Raw genomic sequence first — 18234 nt, forward strand, 5'->3', positions numbered from 1 at the left:
TGAGCACGAAAAACGCTCATTAAAAACTTTTTAAAACAACTAAAAATAAGAAAAGGAAATATTTTCTCATGACAAAAGGAATCTTAGGGAAAAAAGTGGGAATGACTCAAATCTTCACTGAATCAGGTGAATTTATCCCTGTTACTGTCATCGAAGCAACTCCAAACGTTGTGCTTCAAGTGAAAACTGTTGAAACAGACGGTTACGAAGCAGTTCAAGTTGGTTTTGACGACAAACGCGAAGTATTGAGTAACAAACCTGCCAAAGGCCATGTAGCGAAAGCTAACACTGCTCCTAAGCGCTTCATTCGTGAATTCAAAAACATTGAAGGCTTAGAAGTTGGTTCAGAAATTACTGTAGATACATTCGAAGCTGGTGATGTTGTTGACGTCACAGGTACAACTAAAGGTAAAGGTTTCCAAGGTGTTATCAAACGCCATGGTCAATCACGTGGTCCAATGGCTCACGGTTCTCGTTACCACCGTCGTCCAGGTTCAATGGGACCTGTTGCGCCTAACCGTGTTTTCAAAAACAAACACTTGGCAGGACGTATGGGTGGCAACCGTGTAACGATCCAAAATCTTGAAATCGTTCAAGTTGTTCCAGAGAAAAACGTTATCCTTATCAAAGGTAACGTACCAGGTGCTAAGAAATCTCTTATCACTATCAAATCAGCAGTTAAAGCTGCTAAATAATAAGAAAGGAGAACACAGTTAAAATGGCAAACGTTAAATTATTTGACCAAGCTGGTAAAGAAGTGAGTTCAGTAGAACTTAACGACGCAATCTTTGGTATCGAACCAAACGAATCAGTTGTCTTTGATGTTGTTATCAGCCAACGTGCTAGCCTTCGCCAAGGTACTCATGCGGTTAAAAACCGTTCAGCAGTATCAGGTGGTGGACGCAAACCATGGCGCCAAAAAGGAACTGGACGTGCTCGTCAAGGTTCTATCCGCTCACCACAATGGCGTGGTGGTGGTGTTGTCTTCGGACCAACTCCACGTTCATACGGATACAAACTTCCACAAAAAGTTCGTCGCCTTGCCTTGAAATCAGTTCTTTCATCTAAAGTAGCTGACGAAAAATTTGTAGCTGTTGAAGCTCTTTCATTTGCAGCTCCAAAAACTGCTGAATTCGCTAAAGTTCTTTCAGCACTTAGCATCGACTCAAAAGTACTTGTTATCGTTGAAGAAGGAAACAAATTTGCTGAACTTTCAGCTCGTAACCTTAAAAACGTTAAAGTTGCAACAGCAACAACTGCAAGTGTTCTTGATATCGTAAACGCAGATAAACTTCTTGTAACTAAAGAAGCAATCTCTACAATCGAGGAGGTTCTTGCATAATGAATTTGTATGACGTAATCAAAAAACCTGTAATTACTGAAAAATCAATGCTTGATCTTGAAGCAGGTAAATACACTTTTGAAGTTGATACACGTGCACACAAACTTTTGATCAAACAAGCTGTTGAAGCTGCGTTTGAAGGTGTTAAAGTTGCAAGTGTAAACACTGTAACAGTTAAGCCAAAAGCAAAACGCGTCGGACGTTACACAGGCTTCACTTCAAAAACTAAGAAAGCTATCATCACGCTTACAACTGATTCAAAAGCAATCGAGTTGTTTGCAGCTGAAGCTGAATAATCTAAGGAGGAAATAACGTGGGTATTAAAGTTTATAAACCAACGACAAATGGCCGTCGTAACATGACTTCTTTGGATTTTGCAGAAATCACAACAAGCACTCCTGAGAAATCATTGCTTGTTTCTCTTAAAAACAAAGCTGGTCGTAACAACAACGGTCGCATCACTGTTCGTCACCAAGGTGGCGGTCACAAACGTCATTACCGTGTGATCGACTTCAAACGTAACAAAGATAACGTTGAAGCTGTTGTTAAAACAATCGAATACGATCCAAACCGTACAGCAAACATTGCTCTTGTACATTACACTGACGGTGTTAAAGCTTACATCATCGCTCCTAAAGGACTTCAAGTAGGTCAGCGTATCGTTTCTGGACCAGAAGCTGATATTAAAGTTGGAAATGCACTTCCACTTGCTAATATCCCAGTTGGTACAGTTATCCACAACATTGAGCTTCAACCAGGTAAAGGTGCCGAACTCATCCGTGCAGCTGGTTCATCTGCTCAAGTACTTGGTCAAGAAGGTAAATACGTTCTTGTTCGCCTTCAATCAGGTGAAGTTCGTATGATTCTTGGTACATGTCGTGCGACAATCGGTACTGTAGGTAACGAACAACAATCTCTTGTTAACATTGGTAAAGCAGGACGTAACCGTTGGAAAGGTATCCGCCCAACAGTTCGTGGTTCTGTAATGAACCCTAACGATCACCCACACGGTGGTGGTGAAGGTAAAGCACCAGTTGGACGTAAAGCGCCATCTACTCCATGGGGTAAACCTGCGCTTGGTCTTAAAACTCGTAACAAGAAAGCTAAATCTGATAAACTTATCGTTCGTCGTCGTAACGAAAAATAAGCTAAGTCAGCTTAGTTAAAACAATCATCCGCCAACTCGGTAGCCCGCTTCGCGGGCAAGCCGTTGTGGTACATTATTTAAAGGAGAATACTACAAAATGGGACGTAGTCTTAAAAAAGGACCTTTCGTCGATGAGCATTTAATGAAAAAAGTTGAAGCTCAAGCAAATGACGAAAAGAAAAAAGTAATCAAAACTTGGTCACGTCGTTCAACGATTTTCCCAAGTTTCATCGGTTATACAATTGCAGTTTATGATGGACGTAAACATGTTCCTGTTTATATCCAAGAAGACATGGTAGGTCACAAACTTGGTGAATTTGCACCAACGCGTACTTACAAAGGTCACGCTGCAGACGACAAGAAAACACGTAGATAAGGAGAACATTAATTATGGCAGAAATTACTTCAGCTAAAGCAATGGCTCGTACAGTTCGTGTTTCACCTCGTAAAACTCGTCTTGTCTTGGATACTATCCGTGGCAAAAACGTAGCCGATGCAATCGCAATCTTGAAATTCACTCCAAACAAAGCAGCTCGTGTTATTGAAAAAACTCTTAACTCAGCAATTGCTAACGCAGAAAATAACTTTGGTTTGGAAAAAGCTAACTTGGTAGTGTCTGAAACATTCGCAAACGAAGGACCAACAATGAAACGTTTCCGTCCACGTGCGAAAGGTTCAGCTTCACCAATCAACAAACGCACAACTCACGTCACAGTAGTTGTGTCAGAAAAATAAGGAGGTAAACTCGTGGGTCAAAAAGTACATCCAATTGGTATGCGTGTCGGAATCATCCGTGACTGGGATGCGAAATGGTATGCTGAAAAAGAATACGCGGATTACCTTCATGAAGATCTTAAAATTCGCAAATTCATCAACAAAGAATTGGCAGACGCTTCAGTTTCAACTATTGAAATCGAACGCGCAGTAAATAAAGTTATTGTTTCACTTCACACTGCTAAACCAGGTATGGTTATCGGTAAAGGTGGATCAAACGTTGATGCACTTCGTGCTCAACTCAACAAATTGACTGGAAAACAAGTACACATCAACATCATTGAAATCAAATCACCAGATTTGGATGCTCACCTTGTTGGTGAAAACATTGCTCGTCAACTTGAGCAACGTGTTGCTTTCCGTCGTGCTCAAAAACAAGCTATCCAACGTACAATGCGTGCAGGTGCTAAAGGTATCAAAACTCAAGTATCTGGTCGTTTGAACGGTGCTGATATCGCTCGTGCTGAAGGTTACTCAGAAGGAACTGTTCCACTTCACACACTTCGTGCGGATATCGACTATGCTTGGGAAGAAGCTGATACTACTTACGGTAAACTAGGTGTTAAAGTTTGGATCTACCGTGGAGAAGTTCTTCCAGCTCGTAAAAACACTAAAGGAGGCAAATAACAAATGTTAGTACCTAAACGTGTTAAACACCGTCGTGAATTCCGTGGTAAAATGCGCGGTGAAGCAAAAGGTGGAAAACAAGTAGACTTTGGTGAATACGGTCTCCAAGCTACTACAAGCTCATGGATTACAAACCGCCAAATCGAAGCTGCCCGTATCGCTATGACGCGTTACATGAAACGTGGTGGTAAAGTTTGGATTAAAATCTTCCCACACAAATCATACACTGCTAAAGCTATCGGTGTACGTATGGGATCTGGTAAAGGTGCTCCTGAAGGTTGGGTATCACCAGTTAAACGTGGTAAAGTAATGTTCGAAATTGCTGGTGTTTCTGAAGAAGTAGCACGCGAAGCATTCCGTCTTGCTGGCCACAAATTACCAGTTAAAGTTAAATTCGTAAAACGTGAAGCAGAATAAGGAGAGCACATGAAACTTCAAGAAATTAAAGATTTTGTTAAAGAGCTTCGTGGACTTTCTCAAGAAGAACTTGCTAAGAAAGAAAGCGAACTTAAAAAAGAACTTTTTGATCTTCGTTTCCAAGCTGCAGCAGGTCAACTTGATCAAACTGCTCGTTTGAACGAAGTTAAAAAACAGATTGCACGTGTTAAAACTGTGCAATCTGAAACGAAATAATAGATTGGGAAAGGAGAAATCTTATAATGGAACGTAATCAACGTAAAACACTTGTTGGTCGTGTAGTATCAGACAAGATGGATAAAACAATCACTGTTGTAGTTGAAACTAAACGTAACCACCCAGTCTATGGTAAACGTATCAACTATTCTAAAAAATACAAAGCACATGACGAAAACAACGTTGCTAAAGAAGGCGACAAAGTTCGTATCATGGAAACTCGCCCACTTTCAGCTACAAAACGCTTCCGTCTTGTAGAAGTTGTGGAAGAAGCTGTTATTATCTAATCAAACTAAAAGGAGAAAATTGAAATGATTCAACAAGAAACTCGCTTGAAAGTTGCTGATAATAGCGGTGCTCGTGAGATCTTGACTATCAAAGTTCTTGGTGGTTCAGGACGTAAATTTGCTAACATCGGTGACGTTATCGTTGCTTCTGTAAAACAAGCTACACCAGGTGGAGCTGTTAAAAAAGGTGATGTTGTTAAAGCTGTTATCGTTCGTACAAAATCTGGTGCACGCCGTCCCGACGGTTCATACATCAAATTTGACGAAAACGCTGCAGTAATCATCCGTGATGACAAAACTCCTCGCGGAACTCGTATCTTCGGCCCTGTTGCACGTGAATTGCGTGAAGGTGGCTACATGAAGATCGTATCACTTGCACCAGAAGTACTTTAATCTTAACTAAAACAAACTAAGTCCCCTAGGGAAACCTAGGGTGCCCATTTGGGCGTAAGAAATTATAGGAGAAAAACTCAAATGTTTGTAAAAAAAGGCGACAAAGTTCGCGTTATTGCTGGTAAGGACAAAGGCGTTGAAGCTGTAGTTCTTAAAGCACTTCCAAAAGTAAATAAAGTTGTTGTTGAAGGTGTTGGGATTATTAAAAAACACCAACGTCCAAATAACGAAAACCCTCAAGGTGCTATCGTAGAAGTTGAAGCACCAATCCACGCATCAAACGTTCAAGTCCTTGACAAAAACGGTGTTGCTGGACGTGTTGGTTACAAAGTTGTTGACGGCAAAAAAGTTCGTTACAACAAAAAATCAGGCGAAGTTCTTGATTAATCACGAAGGAAAGGAGAAGCATAAATGGCAAATCGTTTAAAAGAAAAATATACTAACGAAGTAATTCCTGCATTGACAGAGAAATTTAACTATTCATCAGTTATGGCTGTGCCTAAAGTTGAGAAAATCGTTCTTAACATGGGTGTTGGTGATGCTGTAAACAACGCAAAAAACCTTGAAAAAGCTGCTGCTGAATTGGCAATCATTTCTGGTCAAAAACCACTTATTACTAAAGCTAAGAAATCAATCGCTGGCTTCCGTCTTCGTGAAGGTGTAGCTATCGGTGCTAAAGTAACTCTTCGTGGCGAACGCATGTATGAGTTCCTTGACAAATTGGTTTCAGTTTCACTTCCACGTGTTCGTGACTTCCACGGTGTTCCAACAAAATCTTTTGATGGACGTGGTAACTACACACTTGGTGTGAAAGAACAATTGATCTTCCCAGAAATCAACTTCGATGATGTTGATAAAGTTCGTGGTATGGATATCGTTATCGTAACAACTGCAAACTCTGACGAAGAAGGTCGCGAATTGCTTAAAGGCCTTGGTATGCCTTTTGCAAAATAATTTAGGAGGTAAATAAAATGGCTAAAAAATCTATGATTGCTAAGAACAAACGCCCTGCGAAGTTCTCTACGCAAGCTTACACTCGTTGCGAAAAATGTGGTCGTCCACATTCAGTTTACCGCAAGTTCCAACTTTGCCGTGTTTGCTTCCGTGAATTGGCTTACAAAGGTCAAATCCCTGGAGTTACTAAAGCTTCTTGGTAAAATAAGATGTGAGAGCGCTAAGCAACAATAGCAAAGATAGGAGATTTGACGAAGAGGGTTATTTCTAGGGAAATCTATCTTCTTTGCAAAAGTTGTAGCTCGAGCTCAGTTGTTCATGGTGCTATATCGTAACTCATGTTCAAATGAACAAATCATATTTTCAAGACTTTAACCCCAATGATTAACTAGCAAGTGCTTTTGCAAACTGCTAGTAAGAGGAGAAATATAAAAATGGTTATGACTGACCCAATTGCAGACTTTTTGACACGTATTCGTAATGCTAATCAAGCAAAACACGAAGTTCTTGAAGTACCTGCATCAAACATCAAAAAAGGGATTGCTGAAATCCTTAAACGCGAAGGTTTTGTAAAAAACGTTGAAGTTATCGAAGATGACAAACAAGGTATCATCCGTGTATTCCTTAAATATGGACAAAACGGTGAGCGTGTTATCACAAACTTGAAACGTATCTCAAAACCAGGTCTTCGTGTTTACTCAAAACGTGAAGATGTTCCTAAAGTTCTTAACGGACTCGGAATTGCAATCGTTTCTACATCAGAAGGCCTTTTGACAGATAAAGAAGCTCGTCAAAAGAACGTTGGTGGAGAAGTTCTTGCTTACGTTTGGTAAAATGATGATCTAAAGTGCGTCGTGGGCAAAGTGAATATAGAAAATCTAGCGAAGAATGCTCGTATTCTAGGAAGATTTATCTTTTTCACACAGGCCACGGATCGTGCTCAAATCAGCAAACAAACTCAAAAGACTAATATCAGTCGCCCCGTGAAAACTAGTCGCTAAGCGGCTTGACAATTTAACAGGAGAATTTAAATACTATGTCACGTATTGGTAATAAAGTGATCACATTGCCTGCTGGTGTTGAAATCAGCAACAAAGACAATGTTGTTACTGTAAAAGGACCTAAAGGAGAACTCACTCGTGAGTTCAACAAAAATATTGAAATCAAAGTTGAAGGAACTGAAGTAACTCTTCACCGTCCAAACGACTCAAAAGAAATGAAAACAATCCATGGTACTACTCGTGCTAACTTGAATAACATGGTAGTTGGTGTTTCTGAAGGTTTCAAAAAAGAACTTGAAATGCGTGGGGTTGGTTACCGTGCACAACTTCAAGGATCTAAACTTGTTCTTTCAGTCGGTAAATCTCACCAAGACGAAGTTGAAGCACCAGAAGGAATTACTTTTACTGTTGCTAACCCAACTTCAATTGTAGTTGAAGGTATCAATAAAGAAGTTGTTGGACAAACAGCTGCTTACATCCGTAGCCTTCGTTCACCGGAACCATATAAAGGTAAAGGTATCCGCTACGTTGGTGAATTCGTTCGCCGTAAAGAAGGTAAAACAGGTAAATAATAAATGTATAGCTTTCATAAGGAAACTAAAACTCCTTATGAAACAGCATTTATGTCACTATTTTGTTATAGACAAAATAATCATAAATTAAGAGGTGAAAATTGTGATTTCGAAACCAGATAAAAACAAACTCCGCCAAAAACGCCACCGTCGCGTTCGCGGAAAACTCTCTGGAACTGCTGATCGCCCACGTTTGAACATCTACCGTTCTAATACAGGCATCTACGCTCAAGTAATTGATGACGTAGCGGGTGTAACGCTCGCAAGTGCATCAACTCTTGATAAAGACGTTTCAAAAGGAACTAAAACCGAGCAAGCTGTTGTTGTCGGTAAACTTGTTGCTGAACGCGCAGTAGCTAAAGGTATTTCTGAAGTGGTGTTTGACCGCGGTGGATATCTCTATCACGGACGTGTTAAGGCTTTGGCTGATTCAGCTCGTGAAAACGGATTGAAATTCTAATAGGGAGGACACTTAATAATGGCATTTAAAGATAATGCAGTGGAACTTGAAGAACGCGTTGTTGCTATCAACCGTGTTACGAAAGTTGTTAAAGGTGGACGCAATATGCGTTTTGCTGCACTTGTTGTTGTTGGTGACCGTAACGGTCGCGTAGGATTCGGTACTGGTAAATCTCAAGAGGTTCCAGAAGCAATCCGTAAAGCTGTTGAAGCAGCTAAGAAAAATATGATTGAAGTACCTATGGTTGGTACAACAATTCCTCACGAAGTTTTCTCAAACTTTGGTGGAGCGAAAGTATTGTTGAAACCTGCTGTTGAGGGTGCTGGTGTTGCTGCTGGTGGTGCTGTTCGTGCCGTCATCGAATTGGCTGGTGTTGCAGATGTTACATCTAAATCACTTGGTTCAAATACACCAATCAATATTGTTCGTGCTACAGTTGAAGGTTTGAAACAACTTAAACGCGCTGAAGAAGTTGCAGAACTTCGTGGTGTATCTGTTTCTGACTTAGCTTAAGAAAGGGGATAACATGGCTCAAATTAAAATTACTTTGACTAAGTCTCCAATCGGTCGCAAACCAGAACAACGTAAAACAGTTGTTGCCCTTGGACTTGGCAAATTGAACTCATCAGTTATTAAAGAAGACAATGCTGCTATCCGTGGTATGGTTACGGCGATTTCTCACTTGGTAACTGTTGAAGACGTTAAATAATTACTAATGACATTAGGTTGGAGTTGTATCCAGCCTAATCTTAATATGTATAGGCGAGTCTTAATGGGGAGTCCTTTCCCCTCATTGAGGCGTTAGCATTGTACAACAAAAGGAGAAAAGAAATGAAACTTCATGAATTGAAACCTGCAGAAGGTTCTCGTAAAGTACGTAACCGTGTAGGTCGTGGTACATCATCTGGTAATGGTAAAACATCTGGACGTGGTCAAAAAGGTCAAAAAGCTCGTAGCGGCGGCGGTGTTCGTCTTGGTTTCGAGGGTGGACAAACACCATTGTTCCGTCGTCTTCCAAAACGTGGATTTACTAACATCAACGCTAAAGAGTATGTACTTGTAAGTCTAGACGCTTTAAACGTATTTGAAGATGGTACAGAAGTATCACCATCAGTTCTTAAAAATGCAGGTGTTATTAAATCTGAAAAATCAGGTGTAAAAATCCTTGCAAACGGTGAACTCACAAAGAAATTAGATGTTAAAGCGGCTAAATTTTCAAAAGCAGCAGCAGCAGCTATCGTTGAAAAGGGTGGTTCTGTGGAAGTCATCTAATGAGTTTGATCCTCATTATGTTCGCATGAATAATAGGAGTAACTCATTATGTTTTTAAAAATTTTAAAAGAAGCTCTGAAATTAAAAAATGTAAGGCGAAAAATTATATTTACCTTATTTATTATATTTGTTTTCAGACTCGGGACTCATATAACAGTCCCTGGAATTAACGCTAAAAGCTTAGAACAATTAGCTGATTTACCATTTTTAAATTTATTAAATTTGGTATCAGGGAATGCTATGAGTTCATTCTCTGTATTTGCCTTGGGTGTCAGTCCATATATTACGGCATCGATTATTGTTCAATTACTACAAATGGATATCCTTCCACAATTTGTGGAATGGGGTAAGCAGGGAGAAGTTGGAAGAAGAAAATTAAATCAAGCAACAAGATATATTTCTTTGGTACTTGCTTTTATTCAATCGATTGGTATCACTGCTGGATTTAATGCTCTGTCAAGTGTTCAATTAGTAACAACTCCAACTTGGCAAACCTATGTCATTATTGGTATTATATTGACTTCAGGTAGCATGATTGTTACTTGGTTAGGTGAACAAATTTCTGACAAAGGTTTTGGAAATGGTGTCTCAATGATTATCTTCTCTGGTATCATTGCATCTATTCCAGGAGCTATTTCATCTATTCATGAAGACTATTTTGTCAACGTGAAATCTTCTGAGCTTACAAATTCTTGGATTTTTGTAGGATTATTACTTTTAGCAGTTCTGTTAATTGTATTCTTCACAACATTTGTTCAACAAGCTGAATATAAAATTCCAATTCAATATACGAAACTCGCTCAAGGAGCTCCAACAAGTTCATATTTACCGTTGAAAGTTAATCCTGCTGGTGTTATTCCCGTTATCTTTGCCAGCTCGATTACTGCAGCACCTAGCTCCATCCTAGCGTTTTTCCAAAGTAGTCATCATGATGTTCCATGGCTAAACACACTTCAAAATTTGTTCTCTTATCAGACGCCTGCGGGTATGGGAATCTATGCATTGTTAATTATTCTGTTCTCATTTTTCTATACTTTTGTTCAAGTTAATCCAGAAAAAACAGCAGAAAATTTACAAAAAAATGGATCTTATATACCTAGGGTTAGACCTGGCAGAGAAACCGAAGCTTATATGTCATCACTGTTAAAAAAATTAGCAACAGTAGGTTCGGTATTCTTAGCATTGATCTCATTAATCCCAATCGTAGCACAACAAGTATTCGATTTAACATCTACGGTTGCATTAGGGGGGACAAGCTTGCTAATTTTAATTTCAACAGGAATTGATAGCATGAAACAACTTGAAGGCTATTTATTGAAAAAGAAATATGTCGGCTTTATGAATACAAAATAGAGTATGGGTTGACTAAGTCAACCTTCTATTTTGTTTTTAAATAAGTCTGTCTATAGAAGGCAGATTTATTTGAAAACAAAACTAATTAGAAACATATGCTTTCTAAGGATTATCTTTAAAGGAGAATCAAATGCATCTTTTAATCATGGGTCTACCTGGTGCAGGTAAAGGAACTCAAGCTGCAAAAATTGTTGACACTTATGGTGTCTCACATATTTCAACAGGCGACATGTTCCGCGCTGCCATGAAAAATGAAACTGAGATGGGTAAACTTGCTAAATCATTTATTGATAAAGGTGAGTTAGTTCCTGATGAAGTGACTAATGGTATTGTCAAAGAACGTCTTGCGGAGTCTGATATCAAAGAAAATGGTTTCTTGTTAGACGGTTATCCACGTACTCTGGAACAAGCACATGCTTTGGATAAAACGTTAGCAGAATTAGGTTTAACACTTGATGGCGTTATCAACATTGATGTCAATCCTGATAGTCTCGTAGAACGTTTAAGTGGTCGTATCATCCACAAGGAAACCGGAGAAACCTTCCATAAAGTTTTCAACCCACCAGCAGGTGAATACAATGAAGATGATTACTACCAGCGCGAAGATGACAAGCCAGAGACTGTTAAACGTCGCTTGGATGTTAATATCGCACAAGGTCAACCAATCTTAGATCATTATCGTGAGCAAAATCTTGTGACAGATATTGAAGGAAATCAAGAAATCGACCAAGTATTTAAAGATGTTAAGGAAGCAATTGATCGCATCAAATAATTGATAAATCTTGCTTGCTATATAGACATAGTTGTGGTAGAATAACTTAGTCTGACTTATAATTGTTACCTCTGTTTTCAGAGGAAATCAAATCGAAATTTAGAGGGGGACTTTTGCGTGGCAAAAGAAGACGTGATTGAAATTGAAGGTAAGGTTGTAGAAACCATGCCTAATGCTATGTTTACAGTTGAATTAGAAAATGGACACCAAATTTTGGCGACTGTTTCAGGAAAAATCCGTAAAAATTACATTCGTATTTTAGTAGGTGACCGTGTGACAGTTGAGATGAGTCCATATGATTTGACGCGTGGGCGTATCACATACCGCTTTAAATAATCGAAATAATTGGAGGGATAGAACATGAAGGTAAGACCATCGGTTAAACCAATTTGCGAACACTGTAAAGTGATTCGTCGTAATGGCCGTGTTATGGTAATTTGTCCAACAAATCCAAAACACAAACAACGTCAAGGATAATATAGAAAGGAGAAAAAATGGCTCGTATTGCTGGAGTTGATATTCCAAATGATAAACGTGTAGTAATTTCACTTACTTATGTATATGGGATCGGATTAACAACATCTAAAAAAATCTTGGCTGCTGCAGGCGTATCAGAAGATATCCGTGTTAAAGATTTAACAACAGATCAAGAAGATGCTATCCGTCGTGAAGTTGATGCAATTAAAGTTGAAGGTGACCTCCGTCGTGAAGTTAACTTGAACATTAAACGTTTGATGGAAATCGGTTCATACCGTGGTATCCGTCACCGTCGTGGACTTCCTGTCCGTGGACAAAATACAAAAAACAATGCTCGTACTCGTAAAGGTAAAGCTGTTGTGATTGCAGGGAAGAAAAAATAAAATAGGAGGTAAATAAATTGGCTAAACCAACACGTAAACGTCGTGTGAAAAAGAATATCGAGTCAGGTATTGCTCACATTCACGCTACATTTAACAACACTATTGTTATGATTACAGATGTGCACGGTAACGCTCTCGCTTGGTCATCAGCTGGTGCTCTTGGATTTAAAGGTTCTCGTAAATCTACTCCATTTGCAGCTCAAATGGCTTCAGAAGCAGCTGCTAAATCAGCTCAAGAACACGGTTTGAAAACTGTTGAAGTGACTGTTAAAGGCCCAGGTTCAGGTCGTGAATCAGCTATTCGTGCTCTTGCTGCTGCTGGTCTTGAAGTGACTGCCATTCGCGATGTTACTCCTGTACCACATAATGGTGCTCGTCCTCCAAAACGTCGTCGTGTGTAATCATTAACTATACAGTACACAGATTCGTTTCGAGGGGTAAATAAATGATTGAGTTTGAAAAACCAATAATAACAAAAATTGATGAAAATAAAGATTACGGTAAGTTTGTCATCGAACCGCTTGAACGTGGTTACGGAACAACCTTAGGTAACTCTCTTCGTCGTGTACTTTTATCATCTCTTCCAGGTGCTGCTGTTACCTCGATTAAGATTGATGGAGTACTTCACGAGTTTGATACTGTGCCTGGAGTACGTGAAGATGTAATGCAAATTATTCTTAACGTCAAAGGACTTGCTGTAAAATCTTACGTCGAAGACGAAAAAATTATTGAACTTGATGTCCAAGGACCAGCTGAAGTTACTGCTGGAGATATCTTGACTGATAGCGATATTGAGATTGTTAACTCAGATCATTATCTGTTTACAATCGCTGAAGGTGCTTCTTTTAAAGCTAGCATGACAGTAGCTACAAATCGTGGTTACGTTGCTGCAGAAGGTAATAAAAAAGATGATGCACCAGTAGGCACATTGGCTGTAGACTCTATCTACACTCCAGTGAAAAAAGTTAACTATCAAGTTGAACCTGCTCGTGTAGGTAGTAATGATGGCTTTGATAAATTAACTGTTGAAATCATGACTAATGGCACAATTATTCCTGAAGATGCATTAGGTCTTTCTGCTCGTGTATTGATTGAACACTTAAATCTCTTTACAGATTTAACTGAGGTTGCTAAAACTACTGATGTTATGAAAGAGACAGAGTCAGTTAACGATGAGAAAGTTCTTGATCGTACTATTGAAGAATTAGATTTGTCAGTTCGTTCTTATAACTGTTTGAAACGTGCAGGTATTAACACTGTTCACGATTTAACAGAGAAGAGTGAACCAGAAATGATGAAAGTCCGTAACCTTGGTCGTAAGAGCCTTGAAGAAGTTAAGGTTAAACTTGCTGATTTAGGGTTAGGACTAAAAAACGATAAATAAAATAGGAGGATAACATGGCTTACCGTAAACTAGGACGCACTAGCTCACAACGTAAAGCAATGTTGCGTGATTTGACTACAGATCTTTTGATTAACGAATCAATCGTAACTACTGAAGCTCGTGCTAAAGAAATTCGTAAAACCGTTGAAAAAATGATTACTCTTGGTAAACGTGGTGATTTGCACGCACGTCGTCAAGCAGCAACATTTGTTCGTAACGAAATTGCATCAGAAAACTATGATGAAGCAACTGATAAATATACATCAACAACTGCTCTTCAAAAATTGTTCTCTGAGTTAGCACCACGTTACGCAGAACGTAACGGTGGATACACTCGTATCCTTAAAACAGAACCACGTCGTGGTGATGCTGCCCCAATGGCAATTATTGAACTTGTTTAATTTTTATCAATTTTGTTGAGTGTTATGATGATGGAAGGAGGATTCCTTCTTAGTCTAGCTCTGGTCTACCACTGGGATTTAATCCCAGTGGGAACACTCATCATATTATGGTAAAGGTAACGCTTGTTTACGAAAGACTTCTAATTCAAAAGTCTTTCGTAAGCAGGCGTTTTTTGGCTCTTCGTCAACTGTAGTGGGTGACTTATAGCTAACATCTAGAGAGAGTCGTTCCGGTTCTCTCTATTTGTCTCTTTCCGGTTTTCGAGAGACAACCTAAAAGGGTCACTCCCCTGACCCTTTTAGTATTCAAAGCAATGAGTATTTTCGTTTTAAAGTTTTTGAACTTCCGGAATCCAAAAGCTTGTCGCTTGATATCTTTGATCAGTTTGTTGGTTGCCTCGAGCTTCGCGTTAGAATAGGGAAGTTCCAAGGCGTTGATGATATAGTCCTTGTATCTCAAAAAGCTTTTGAAGACTGTGTGACATTCTTTATTCATAGTATCCAGATGCTCCTCAATCAAGTCAAAAAAGTGGCTAGCTTGTTTCTCTTGAAAATGAAACAGTAATAGTTGATATAGGTCATAATAATAGCGCAGTTCCTCAGAGAAAGGTAAGATTTTCTTGACGACTTCCCGAAGGGGTAAGGTTTGTCTAAAGGCCCTTGAATAGAATGTTTTTAGAGATAGGTTGCGACTGTCTTTATGCAACAGCGACGTGTGTTTCTGAAAAGCTATGTAAACTAAATACGTATCTGTCTCAAAGTGAGCTACTGTAGGTTCAATTATTTCTCATTTAAAAGTCTTTTACAGTATTGATATACCGGTAAATGAAGTTAATATTCTTTTAGTTATACTCTCGAGAGATACGTATATTTAGGAAAAATGAGAGAAAAGGGTATGTAATTTCCCGCTTTAACTTTGATAAGTCTCTAACGTTACTTTAAATATCATTCTTATAAACTCTCTGTGGTTTTTTAAAATGATAGGGAAAAGATTAAAATCTATCTGCCTTGCTTTATAACAGTAATCAATAAAATCTTGAAGGTTGTTAGATAATCTTGATTCATAGTTTAATGTCCTAAAGCTGTGCTAAGATAAAACTGCATAAAGATGCATAGAGATTCAGTAGTGAGTTCGATAGATAATCTCGGAAGCAGTAGGTATTTATCATCAAGAATTAAGATTATCTTTGATTTAGATCATATTAGAATTCTTTGTACATTCAACATGTTTTTACCTATTGAGTGATTTAGGGAAGGTACGCATTTCGTCTCGTTATGAATTTGACAGGCATAGATAGAAAGAACGAAAGACATAAGAGAGAGAATCCATCCAAACATGAGGTGATGGAAGAAATGAAATCGAAGTCATGGTTTTTAAAGGAGTGATATGGGTATATTGTTCCAAATTTACACTGTCTAATAAAACTCTATGAGACCTCCAGGAAATTCTGGGGTCAAGTTGATTCCTTCACGAGGATAAACTATGAAGGTGTTTCGTAAAATAGAATATTTACTTATAGCCTCAGTTTGACTTCTCGTAGAGTAGCTATTGCAGACATAGTTTGATTTATCAAAACAAGGAGAAGAAAGACTGCCTCTGCTGAGTGTTCGGGCGTATTATTTATGTTTAAGAATCTTCAGATATAATCGTAAAATCTTTATAGTGGTTTGACTAAGTCCAAGTTTAAATAAAATAATGATAATGAATGGTATGATGGTCTTATTATGAATAAAATCGCATTTCTAGGTTTAAAGTTGTCAGATTTAATTCTCCTCAAAAAACTTCTCAAGCCAACTTTTAGTCTCAAGAAGGAAGTAGGAATTAAGTAGAATCATTTTATCTATGAAAAAACCCGAAAAATTGTAAAAAAGTTATTGACAACCCATAAAGAAATATAGTAATATATAAAAGTTCTCAAAACGCGAGATCACTTCAAGAGCGTCTTCAAAAAAAGGAGAAAAAGTTATTGACAAGTGGCCGTTAGTTTGTTAGAATATAGAAGTTGCCTCGAAGGGGGCGATAAGACCTTTGAAAACTGGATAAAGAAACCAAACGTGCGGGTTACGAAAGTAACCTGTCAAGAAGAAAAATAAGTCAGATGGTAACTGACTGAGCATAGCTCAAACTATTTAATGAGAGTTTGATCCTGGCTCAGGACGAACGCTGGCGGCGTGCCTAATACATGCAAGTGGAACGCAATTGATTCTCCCGTAGCTTGCTACATTTGAATTGATTGAGTCGCGAACGGGTGAGTAACGCGTAGGTAACCTACCTTATAGCGGGGGATAACTATTGGAAACGATAGCTAATACCGCATAAGAGTTGACAACACATGTTGTTAATTTAAAAGGAGCAATTGCTTCACTATGAGATGGACCTGCGTTGTATTAGCTAGTTGGTAAGGTAACGGCTTACCAAGGCATCGATACATAGCCGACCTGAGAGGGTGATCGGCCACACTGGGACTGAGACACGGCCCAGACTCCTACGGGAGGCAGCAGTAGGGAATCTTCGGCAATGGGGGGAACCCTGACCGAGCAACGCCGCGTGAGTGAAGAAGGTTTTCGGATCGTAAAGCTCTGTTATAAGCGAAGAACGGGAGTAAGAGTGGAAAGTTTACTCTGTGACGGTAGCTTATCAGAAAGGGACGGCTAACTACGTGCCAGCAGCCGCGGTAATACGTAGGTCCCGAGCGTTGTCCGGATTTATTGGGCGTAAAGCGAGCGCAGGTGGTTTAATAAGTCTGAAGTTAAAGGCATTGGCTCAACCAATGTACGCTTTGGAAACTGTTAAACTTGAGTGCAGAAGGGGAGAGTGGAATTCCATGTGTAGCGGTGAAATGCGTAGATATATGGAGGAACACCGGTGGCGAAAGCGGCTCTCTGGTCTGTAACTGACACTGAGGCTCGAAAGCGTGGGTAGCGAACAGGATTAGATACCCTGGTAGTCCACGCCGTAAACGATGAGTGCTAGGTGTTGGGTCCTTTCCGGGACTCAGTGCCGCAGCTAACGCATTAAGCACTCCGCCTGGGGAGTACGACCGCAAGGTTGAAACTCAAAGGAATTGACGGGGGCCCGCACAAGCGGTGGAGCATGTGGTTTAATTCGAAGCAACGCGAAGAACCTTACCAGGTCTTGACATCCCGATGCCCGTCCTAGAGATAGGATTTTACTTCGGTACATCGGTGACAGGTGGTGCATGGTTGTCGTCAGCTCGTGTCGTGAGATGTTGGGTTAAGTCCCGCAACGAGCGCAACCCCTATTGTTAGTTGCCATCATTTAGTTGGGCACTCTAGCGAGACTGCCGGTAATAAACCGGAGGAAGGTGGGGATGACGTCAAATCATCATGCCCCTTATGACCTGGGCTACACACGTGCTACAATGGTCGGTACAACGAGCAGCGAACTGGTGACAGTAAGCCAATCTCTTAAAGCCGATCTCAGTTCGGATTGTAGGCTGCAACTCGCCTACATGAAGTCGGAATCGCTAGTAATCGCGGATCAGCACGCCGCGGTGAATACGTTCCCGGGCCTTGTACACACCGCCCGTCACACCACGAGAGTTTGTAACACCCGAAGTCGGTGAGGTAACCTTTTAGGAGCCAGCCGCCTAAGGTGGGATAGATGATTGGGGTGAAGTCGTAACAAGGTAGCCGTATCGGAAGGTGCGGCTGGATCACCTCCTTTCTAAGGAAAACGGAAGCACGTTTGGGATCTTTATTTAGTTTTGAGAGGTCTTTGTGGGGCCTTAGCTCAGCTGGGAGAGCGCCTGCTTTGCACGCAGGAGGTCAGCGGTTCGATCCCGCTAGGCTCCATTAACATCAGACAGATGTTAAGATAGTCCATTGAAAATTGAATATCTATATCAAATTCCACGATTATCGAAAGATAATTGTAGAAAGTAACAAGAAAATAAACCGAAACGCTGTAAGTATTTAATGAGTTTAGATCGTAAGATCAAAGATAAGGTTAAGTTAATAAGGGCGCACGGTGGATGCCTT

28 protein-coding genes, 1 tRNA gene, 2 rRNA genes and 1 pseudogene (1 of these 32 cut by a window edge) are annotated in these 18234 nt (G+C 39.8%); 31 read left to right on the plus strand and 1 reads right to left on the minus strand.

What is annotated here, in order from left to right:
* Positions 1 to 68 precede the first annotated feature (68 nt).
* The 28 genes from rplC to rplQ all read left to right on the plus strand — a co-directional run bounded on the left by rplC (position 69) and on the right by rplQ (position 14232).
* Positions 69 to 695: a 50S ribosomal protein L3 gene (gene rplC, locus C0J00_RS00520; RefSeq protein ID WP_095123598.1), complete on the plus strand. Its 627-nt coding sequence runs from the start codon at positions 69 to 71 to the stop codon at positions 693 to 695.
* Positions 696 to 718: 23 nt separating this feature from the next.
* Positions 719 to 1342, plus strand: coding sequence for a 50S ribosomal protein L4 (rplD, locus tag C0J00_RS00525; RefSeq protein ID WP_017768926.1), 624 nt, complete (start codon positions 719 to 721; stop codon positions 1340 to 1342).
* Complete coding sequence (locus C0J00_RS00530; RefSeq protein WP_104967088.1) at positions 1342 to 1638, plus strand: 50S ribosomal protein L23; 297 nt, start codon at positions 1342 to 1344, stop codon at positions 1636 to 1638. Before rplD ends, C0J00_RS00530 begins: the two co-directional genes overlap by 1 nt.
* A 17-nt stretch (positions 1639 to 1655) precedes the next feature.
* Complete coding sequence (gene rplB / locus C0J00_RS00535; protein ID WP_104967089.1) at positions 1656 to 2489, plus strand: 50S ribosomal protein L2; 834 nt, start codon at positions 1656 to 1658, stop codon at positions 2487 to 2489.
* 97 nt (positions 2490 to 2586) lie between these two features.
* A complete protein-coding gene (gene rpsS / locus C0J00_RS00540; protein WP_000533765.1) occupies positions 2587 to 2865 on the plus strand; it encodes a 30S ribosomal protein S19 in 279 nt (92 codons plus the stop codon).
* A gap of 14 nt (positions 2866 to 2879) precedes the next feature.
* Positions 2880 to 3224: a 50S ribosomal protein L22 gene (gene rplV / locus C0J00_RS00545; protein ID WP_017768923.1), complete on the plus strand. Its 345-nt coding sequence runs from the start codon at positions 2880 to 2882 to the stop codon at positions 3222 to 3224.
* 12 nt (positions 3225 to 3236) lie between these two features.
* Complete coding sequence (gene rpsC, locus C0J00_RS00550) at positions 3237 to 3890, plus strand: 30S ribosomal protein S3 (RefSeq protein ID WP_017768922.1); 654 nt, start codon at positions 3237 to 3239, stop codon at positions 3888 to 3890.
* A gap of 3 nt (positions 3891 to 3893) precedes the next feature.
* A complete protein-coding gene (rplP, locus tag C0J00_RS00555; RefSeq protein WP_017768921.1) occupies positions 3894 to 4307 on the plus strand; it encodes a 50S ribosomal protein L16 in 414 nt (137 codons plus the stop codon).
* 9 nt (positions 4308 to 4316) lie between these two features.
* Positions 4317 to 4523, plus strand: coding sequence for a 50S ribosomal protein L29 (rpmC, locus tag C0J00_RS00560; protein ID WP_017768920.1), 207 nt, complete (start codon positions 4317 to 4319; stop codon positions 4521 to 4523).
* A 26-nt stretch (positions 4524 to 4549) separates the two neighbouring features.
* Positions 4550 to 4810, plus strand: a complete 261-nt coding sequence (gene rpsQ / locus C0J00_RS00565; protein WP_017768919.1) for a 30S ribosomal protein S17 — start codon at positions 4550 to 4552, stop codon at positions 4808 to 4810.
* Between the two features lie 24 nt (positions 4811 to 4834).
* Positions 4835 to 5203: a 50S ribosomal protein L14 gene (gene rplN / locus C0J00_RS00570; protein ID WP_017768918.1), complete on the plus strand. Its 369-nt coding sequence runs from the start codon at positions 4835 to 4837 to the stop codon at positions 5201 to 5203.
* An 81-nt stretch (positions 5204 to 5284) separates the two neighbouring features.
* Positions 5285 to 5590 (plus strand): 50S ribosomal protein L24, encoded by a 306-nt coding sequence (gene rplX / locus C0J00_RS00575; RefSeq protein WP_104967090.1) that lies wholly within the window; start codon positions 5285 to 5287, stop codon positions 5588 to 5590.
* A 24-nt stretch (positions 5591 to 5614) separates the two neighbouring features.
* Positions 5615 to 6157 carry a 50S ribosomal protein L5 gene (gene rplE / locus C0J00_RS00580; RefSeq protein WP_104967091.1) on the plus strand — a complete coding sequence of 181 codons (543 nt, stop codon included), beginning with the start codon at positions 5615 to 5617 and terminating at the stop codon, positions 6155 to 6157.
* Positions 6158 to 6174: 17 nt separating this feature from the next.
* Complete coding sequence (locus C0J00_RS00585; protein ID WP_018380222.1) at positions 6175 to 6360, plus strand: type Z 30S ribosomal protein S14; 186 nt, start codon at positions 6175 to 6177, stop codon at positions 6358 to 6360.
* Between the two features lie 231 nt (positions 6361 to 6591).
* Positions 6592 to 6990 carry a 30S ribosomal protein S8 gene (gene rpsH / locus C0J00_RS00590; protein ID WP_018380223.1) on the plus strand — a complete coding sequence of 133 codons (399 nt, stop codon included), beginning with the start codon at positions 6592 to 6594 and terminating at the stop codon, positions 6988 to 6990.
* A gap of 203 nt (positions 6991 to 7193) precedes the next feature.
* Positions 7194 to 7730 carry a 50S ribosomal protein L6 gene (gene rplF, locus C0J00_RS00595; RefSeq protein ID WP_017768913.1) on the plus strand — a complete coding sequence of 179 codons (537 nt, stop codon included), beginning with the start codon at positions 7194 to 7196 and terminating at the stop codon, positions 7728 to 7730.
* A 103-nt stretch (positions 7731 to 7833) separates the two neighbouring features.
* Positions 7834 to 8190: a 50S ribosomal protein L18 gene (rplR, locus tag C0J00_RS00600; protein WP_017768912.1), complete on the plus strand. Its 357-nt coding sequence runs from the start codon at positions 7834 to 7836 to the stop codon at positions 8188 to 8190.
* Positions 8191 to 8208: 18 nt separating this feature from the next.
* Positions 8209 to 8703: a 30S ribosomal protein S5 gene (gene rpsE / locus C0J00_RS00605; protein WP_017768911.1), complete on the plus strand. Its 495-nt coding sequence runs from the start codon at positions 8209 to 8211 to the stop codon at positions 8701 to 8703.
* Positions 8704 to 8716: 13 nt separating this feature from the next.
* Positions 8717 to 8899: a 50S ribosomal protein L30 gene (gene rpmD / locus C0J00_RS00610; RefSeq protein WP_003046072.1), complete on the plus strand. Its 183-nt coding sequence runs from the start codon at positions 8717 to 8719 to the stop codon at positions 8897 to 8899.
* A 122-nt stretch (positions 8900 to 9021) separates the two neighbouring features.
* Complete coding sequence (gene rplO / locus C0J00_RS00615) at positions 9022 to 9462, plus strand: 50S ribosomal protein L15 (RefSeq protein WP_104967092.1); 441 nt, start codon at positions 9022 to 9024, stop codon at positions 9460 to 9462.
* 48 nt (positions 9463 to 9510) lie between these two features.
* Entirely contained in the window at positions 9511 to 10815 is a 1305-nt protein-coding gene (gene secY / locus C0J00_RS00620) for a preprotein translocase subunit SecY (RefSeq protein ID WP_104967093.1), read from the plus strand.
* Between the two features lie 130 nt (positions 10816 to 10945).
* Positions 10946 to 11587 carry an adenylate kinase gene (locus tag C0J00_RS00625; protein ID WP_104967094.1) on the plus strand — a complete coding sequence of 214 codons (642 nt, stop codon included), beginning with the start codon at positions 10946 to 10948 and terminating at the stop codon, positions 11585 to 11587.
* A gap of 117 nt (positions 11588 to 11704) precedes the next feature.
* Entirely contained in the window at positions 11705 to 11923 is a 219-nt protein-coding gene (infA, locus tag C0J00_RS00630; protein WP_001040189.1) for a translation initiation factor IF-1, read from the plus strand.
* 24 nt (positions 11924 to 11947) lie between these two features.
* Entirely contained in the window at positions 11948 to 12064 is a 117-nt protein-coding gene (rpmJ, locus tag C0J00_RS00635; protein ID WP_079268439.1) for a 50S ribosomal protein L36, read from the plus strand.
* 17 nt (positions 12065 to 12081) lie between these two features.
* Positions 12082 to 12447, plus strand: a complete 366-nt coding sequence (gene rpsM, locus C0J00_RS00640) for a 30S ribosomal protein S13 (RefSeq protein ID WP_104967095.1) — start codon at positions 12082 to 12084, stop codon at positions 12445 to 12447.
* 17 nt (positions 12448 to 12464) lie between these two features.
* Positions 12465 to 12848, plus strand: coding sequence for a 30S ribosomal protein S11 (rpsK, locus tag C0J00_RS00645; RefSeq protein WP_018166218.1), 384 nt, complete (start codon positions 12465 to 12467; stop codon positions 12846 to 12848).
* Positions 12849 to 12892: 44 nt separating this feature from the next.
* Complete coding sequence (locus C0J00_RS00650; protein ID WP_104967096.1) at positions 12893 to 13831, plus strand: DNA-directed RNA polymerase subunit alpha; 939 nt, start codon at positions 12893 to 12895, stop codon at positions 13829 to 13831.
* Between the two features lie 14 nt (positions 13832 to 13845).
* Positions 13846 to 14232: a 50S ribosomal protein L17 gene (gene rplQ / locus C0J00_RS00655; protein WP_104967097.1), complete on the plus strand. Its 387-nt coding sequence runs from the start codon at positions 13846 to 13848 to the stop codon at positions 14230 to 14232.
* A gap of 208 nt (positions 14233 to 14440) precedes the next feature.
* Here rplQ and C0J00_RS00660 read toward each other — a convergent pair.
* A pseudogene (locus C0J00_RS00660) lies at positions 14441 to 14974 on the minus strand (transposase); the annotation flags it as partial.
* A gap of 1387 nt (positions 14975 to 16361) precedes the next feature.
* Between C0J00_RS00660 and C0J00_RS00665 the strand changes: the two are divergent.
* The 3 genes from C0J00_RS00665 to C0J00_RS00675 all read left to right on the plus strand — a co-directional run.
* Positions 16362 to 17920, plus strand: a 16S ribosomal RNA gene (locus C0J00_RS00665).
* Positions 17921 to 17975: 55 nt separating this feature from the next.
* Positions 17976 to 18048 (plus strand) — tRNA-Ala (locus C0J00_RS00670).
* Positions 18049 to 18200: 152 nt separating this feature from the next.
* Positions 18201 to 18234, plus strand: a 23S ribosomal RNA gene (locus tag C0J00_RS00675); it runs 2869 nt beyond the window's last position.
* The 16S and 23S rRNA genes sit together here with 1 tRNA gene alongside, the layout of an rRNA operon.

This window comes from Streptococcus pluranimalium (genome assembly GCF_002953735.1).
Lineage (GTDB): Bacteria > Bacillota > Bacilli > Lactobacillales > Streptococcaceae > Streptococcus > Streptococcus pluranimalium.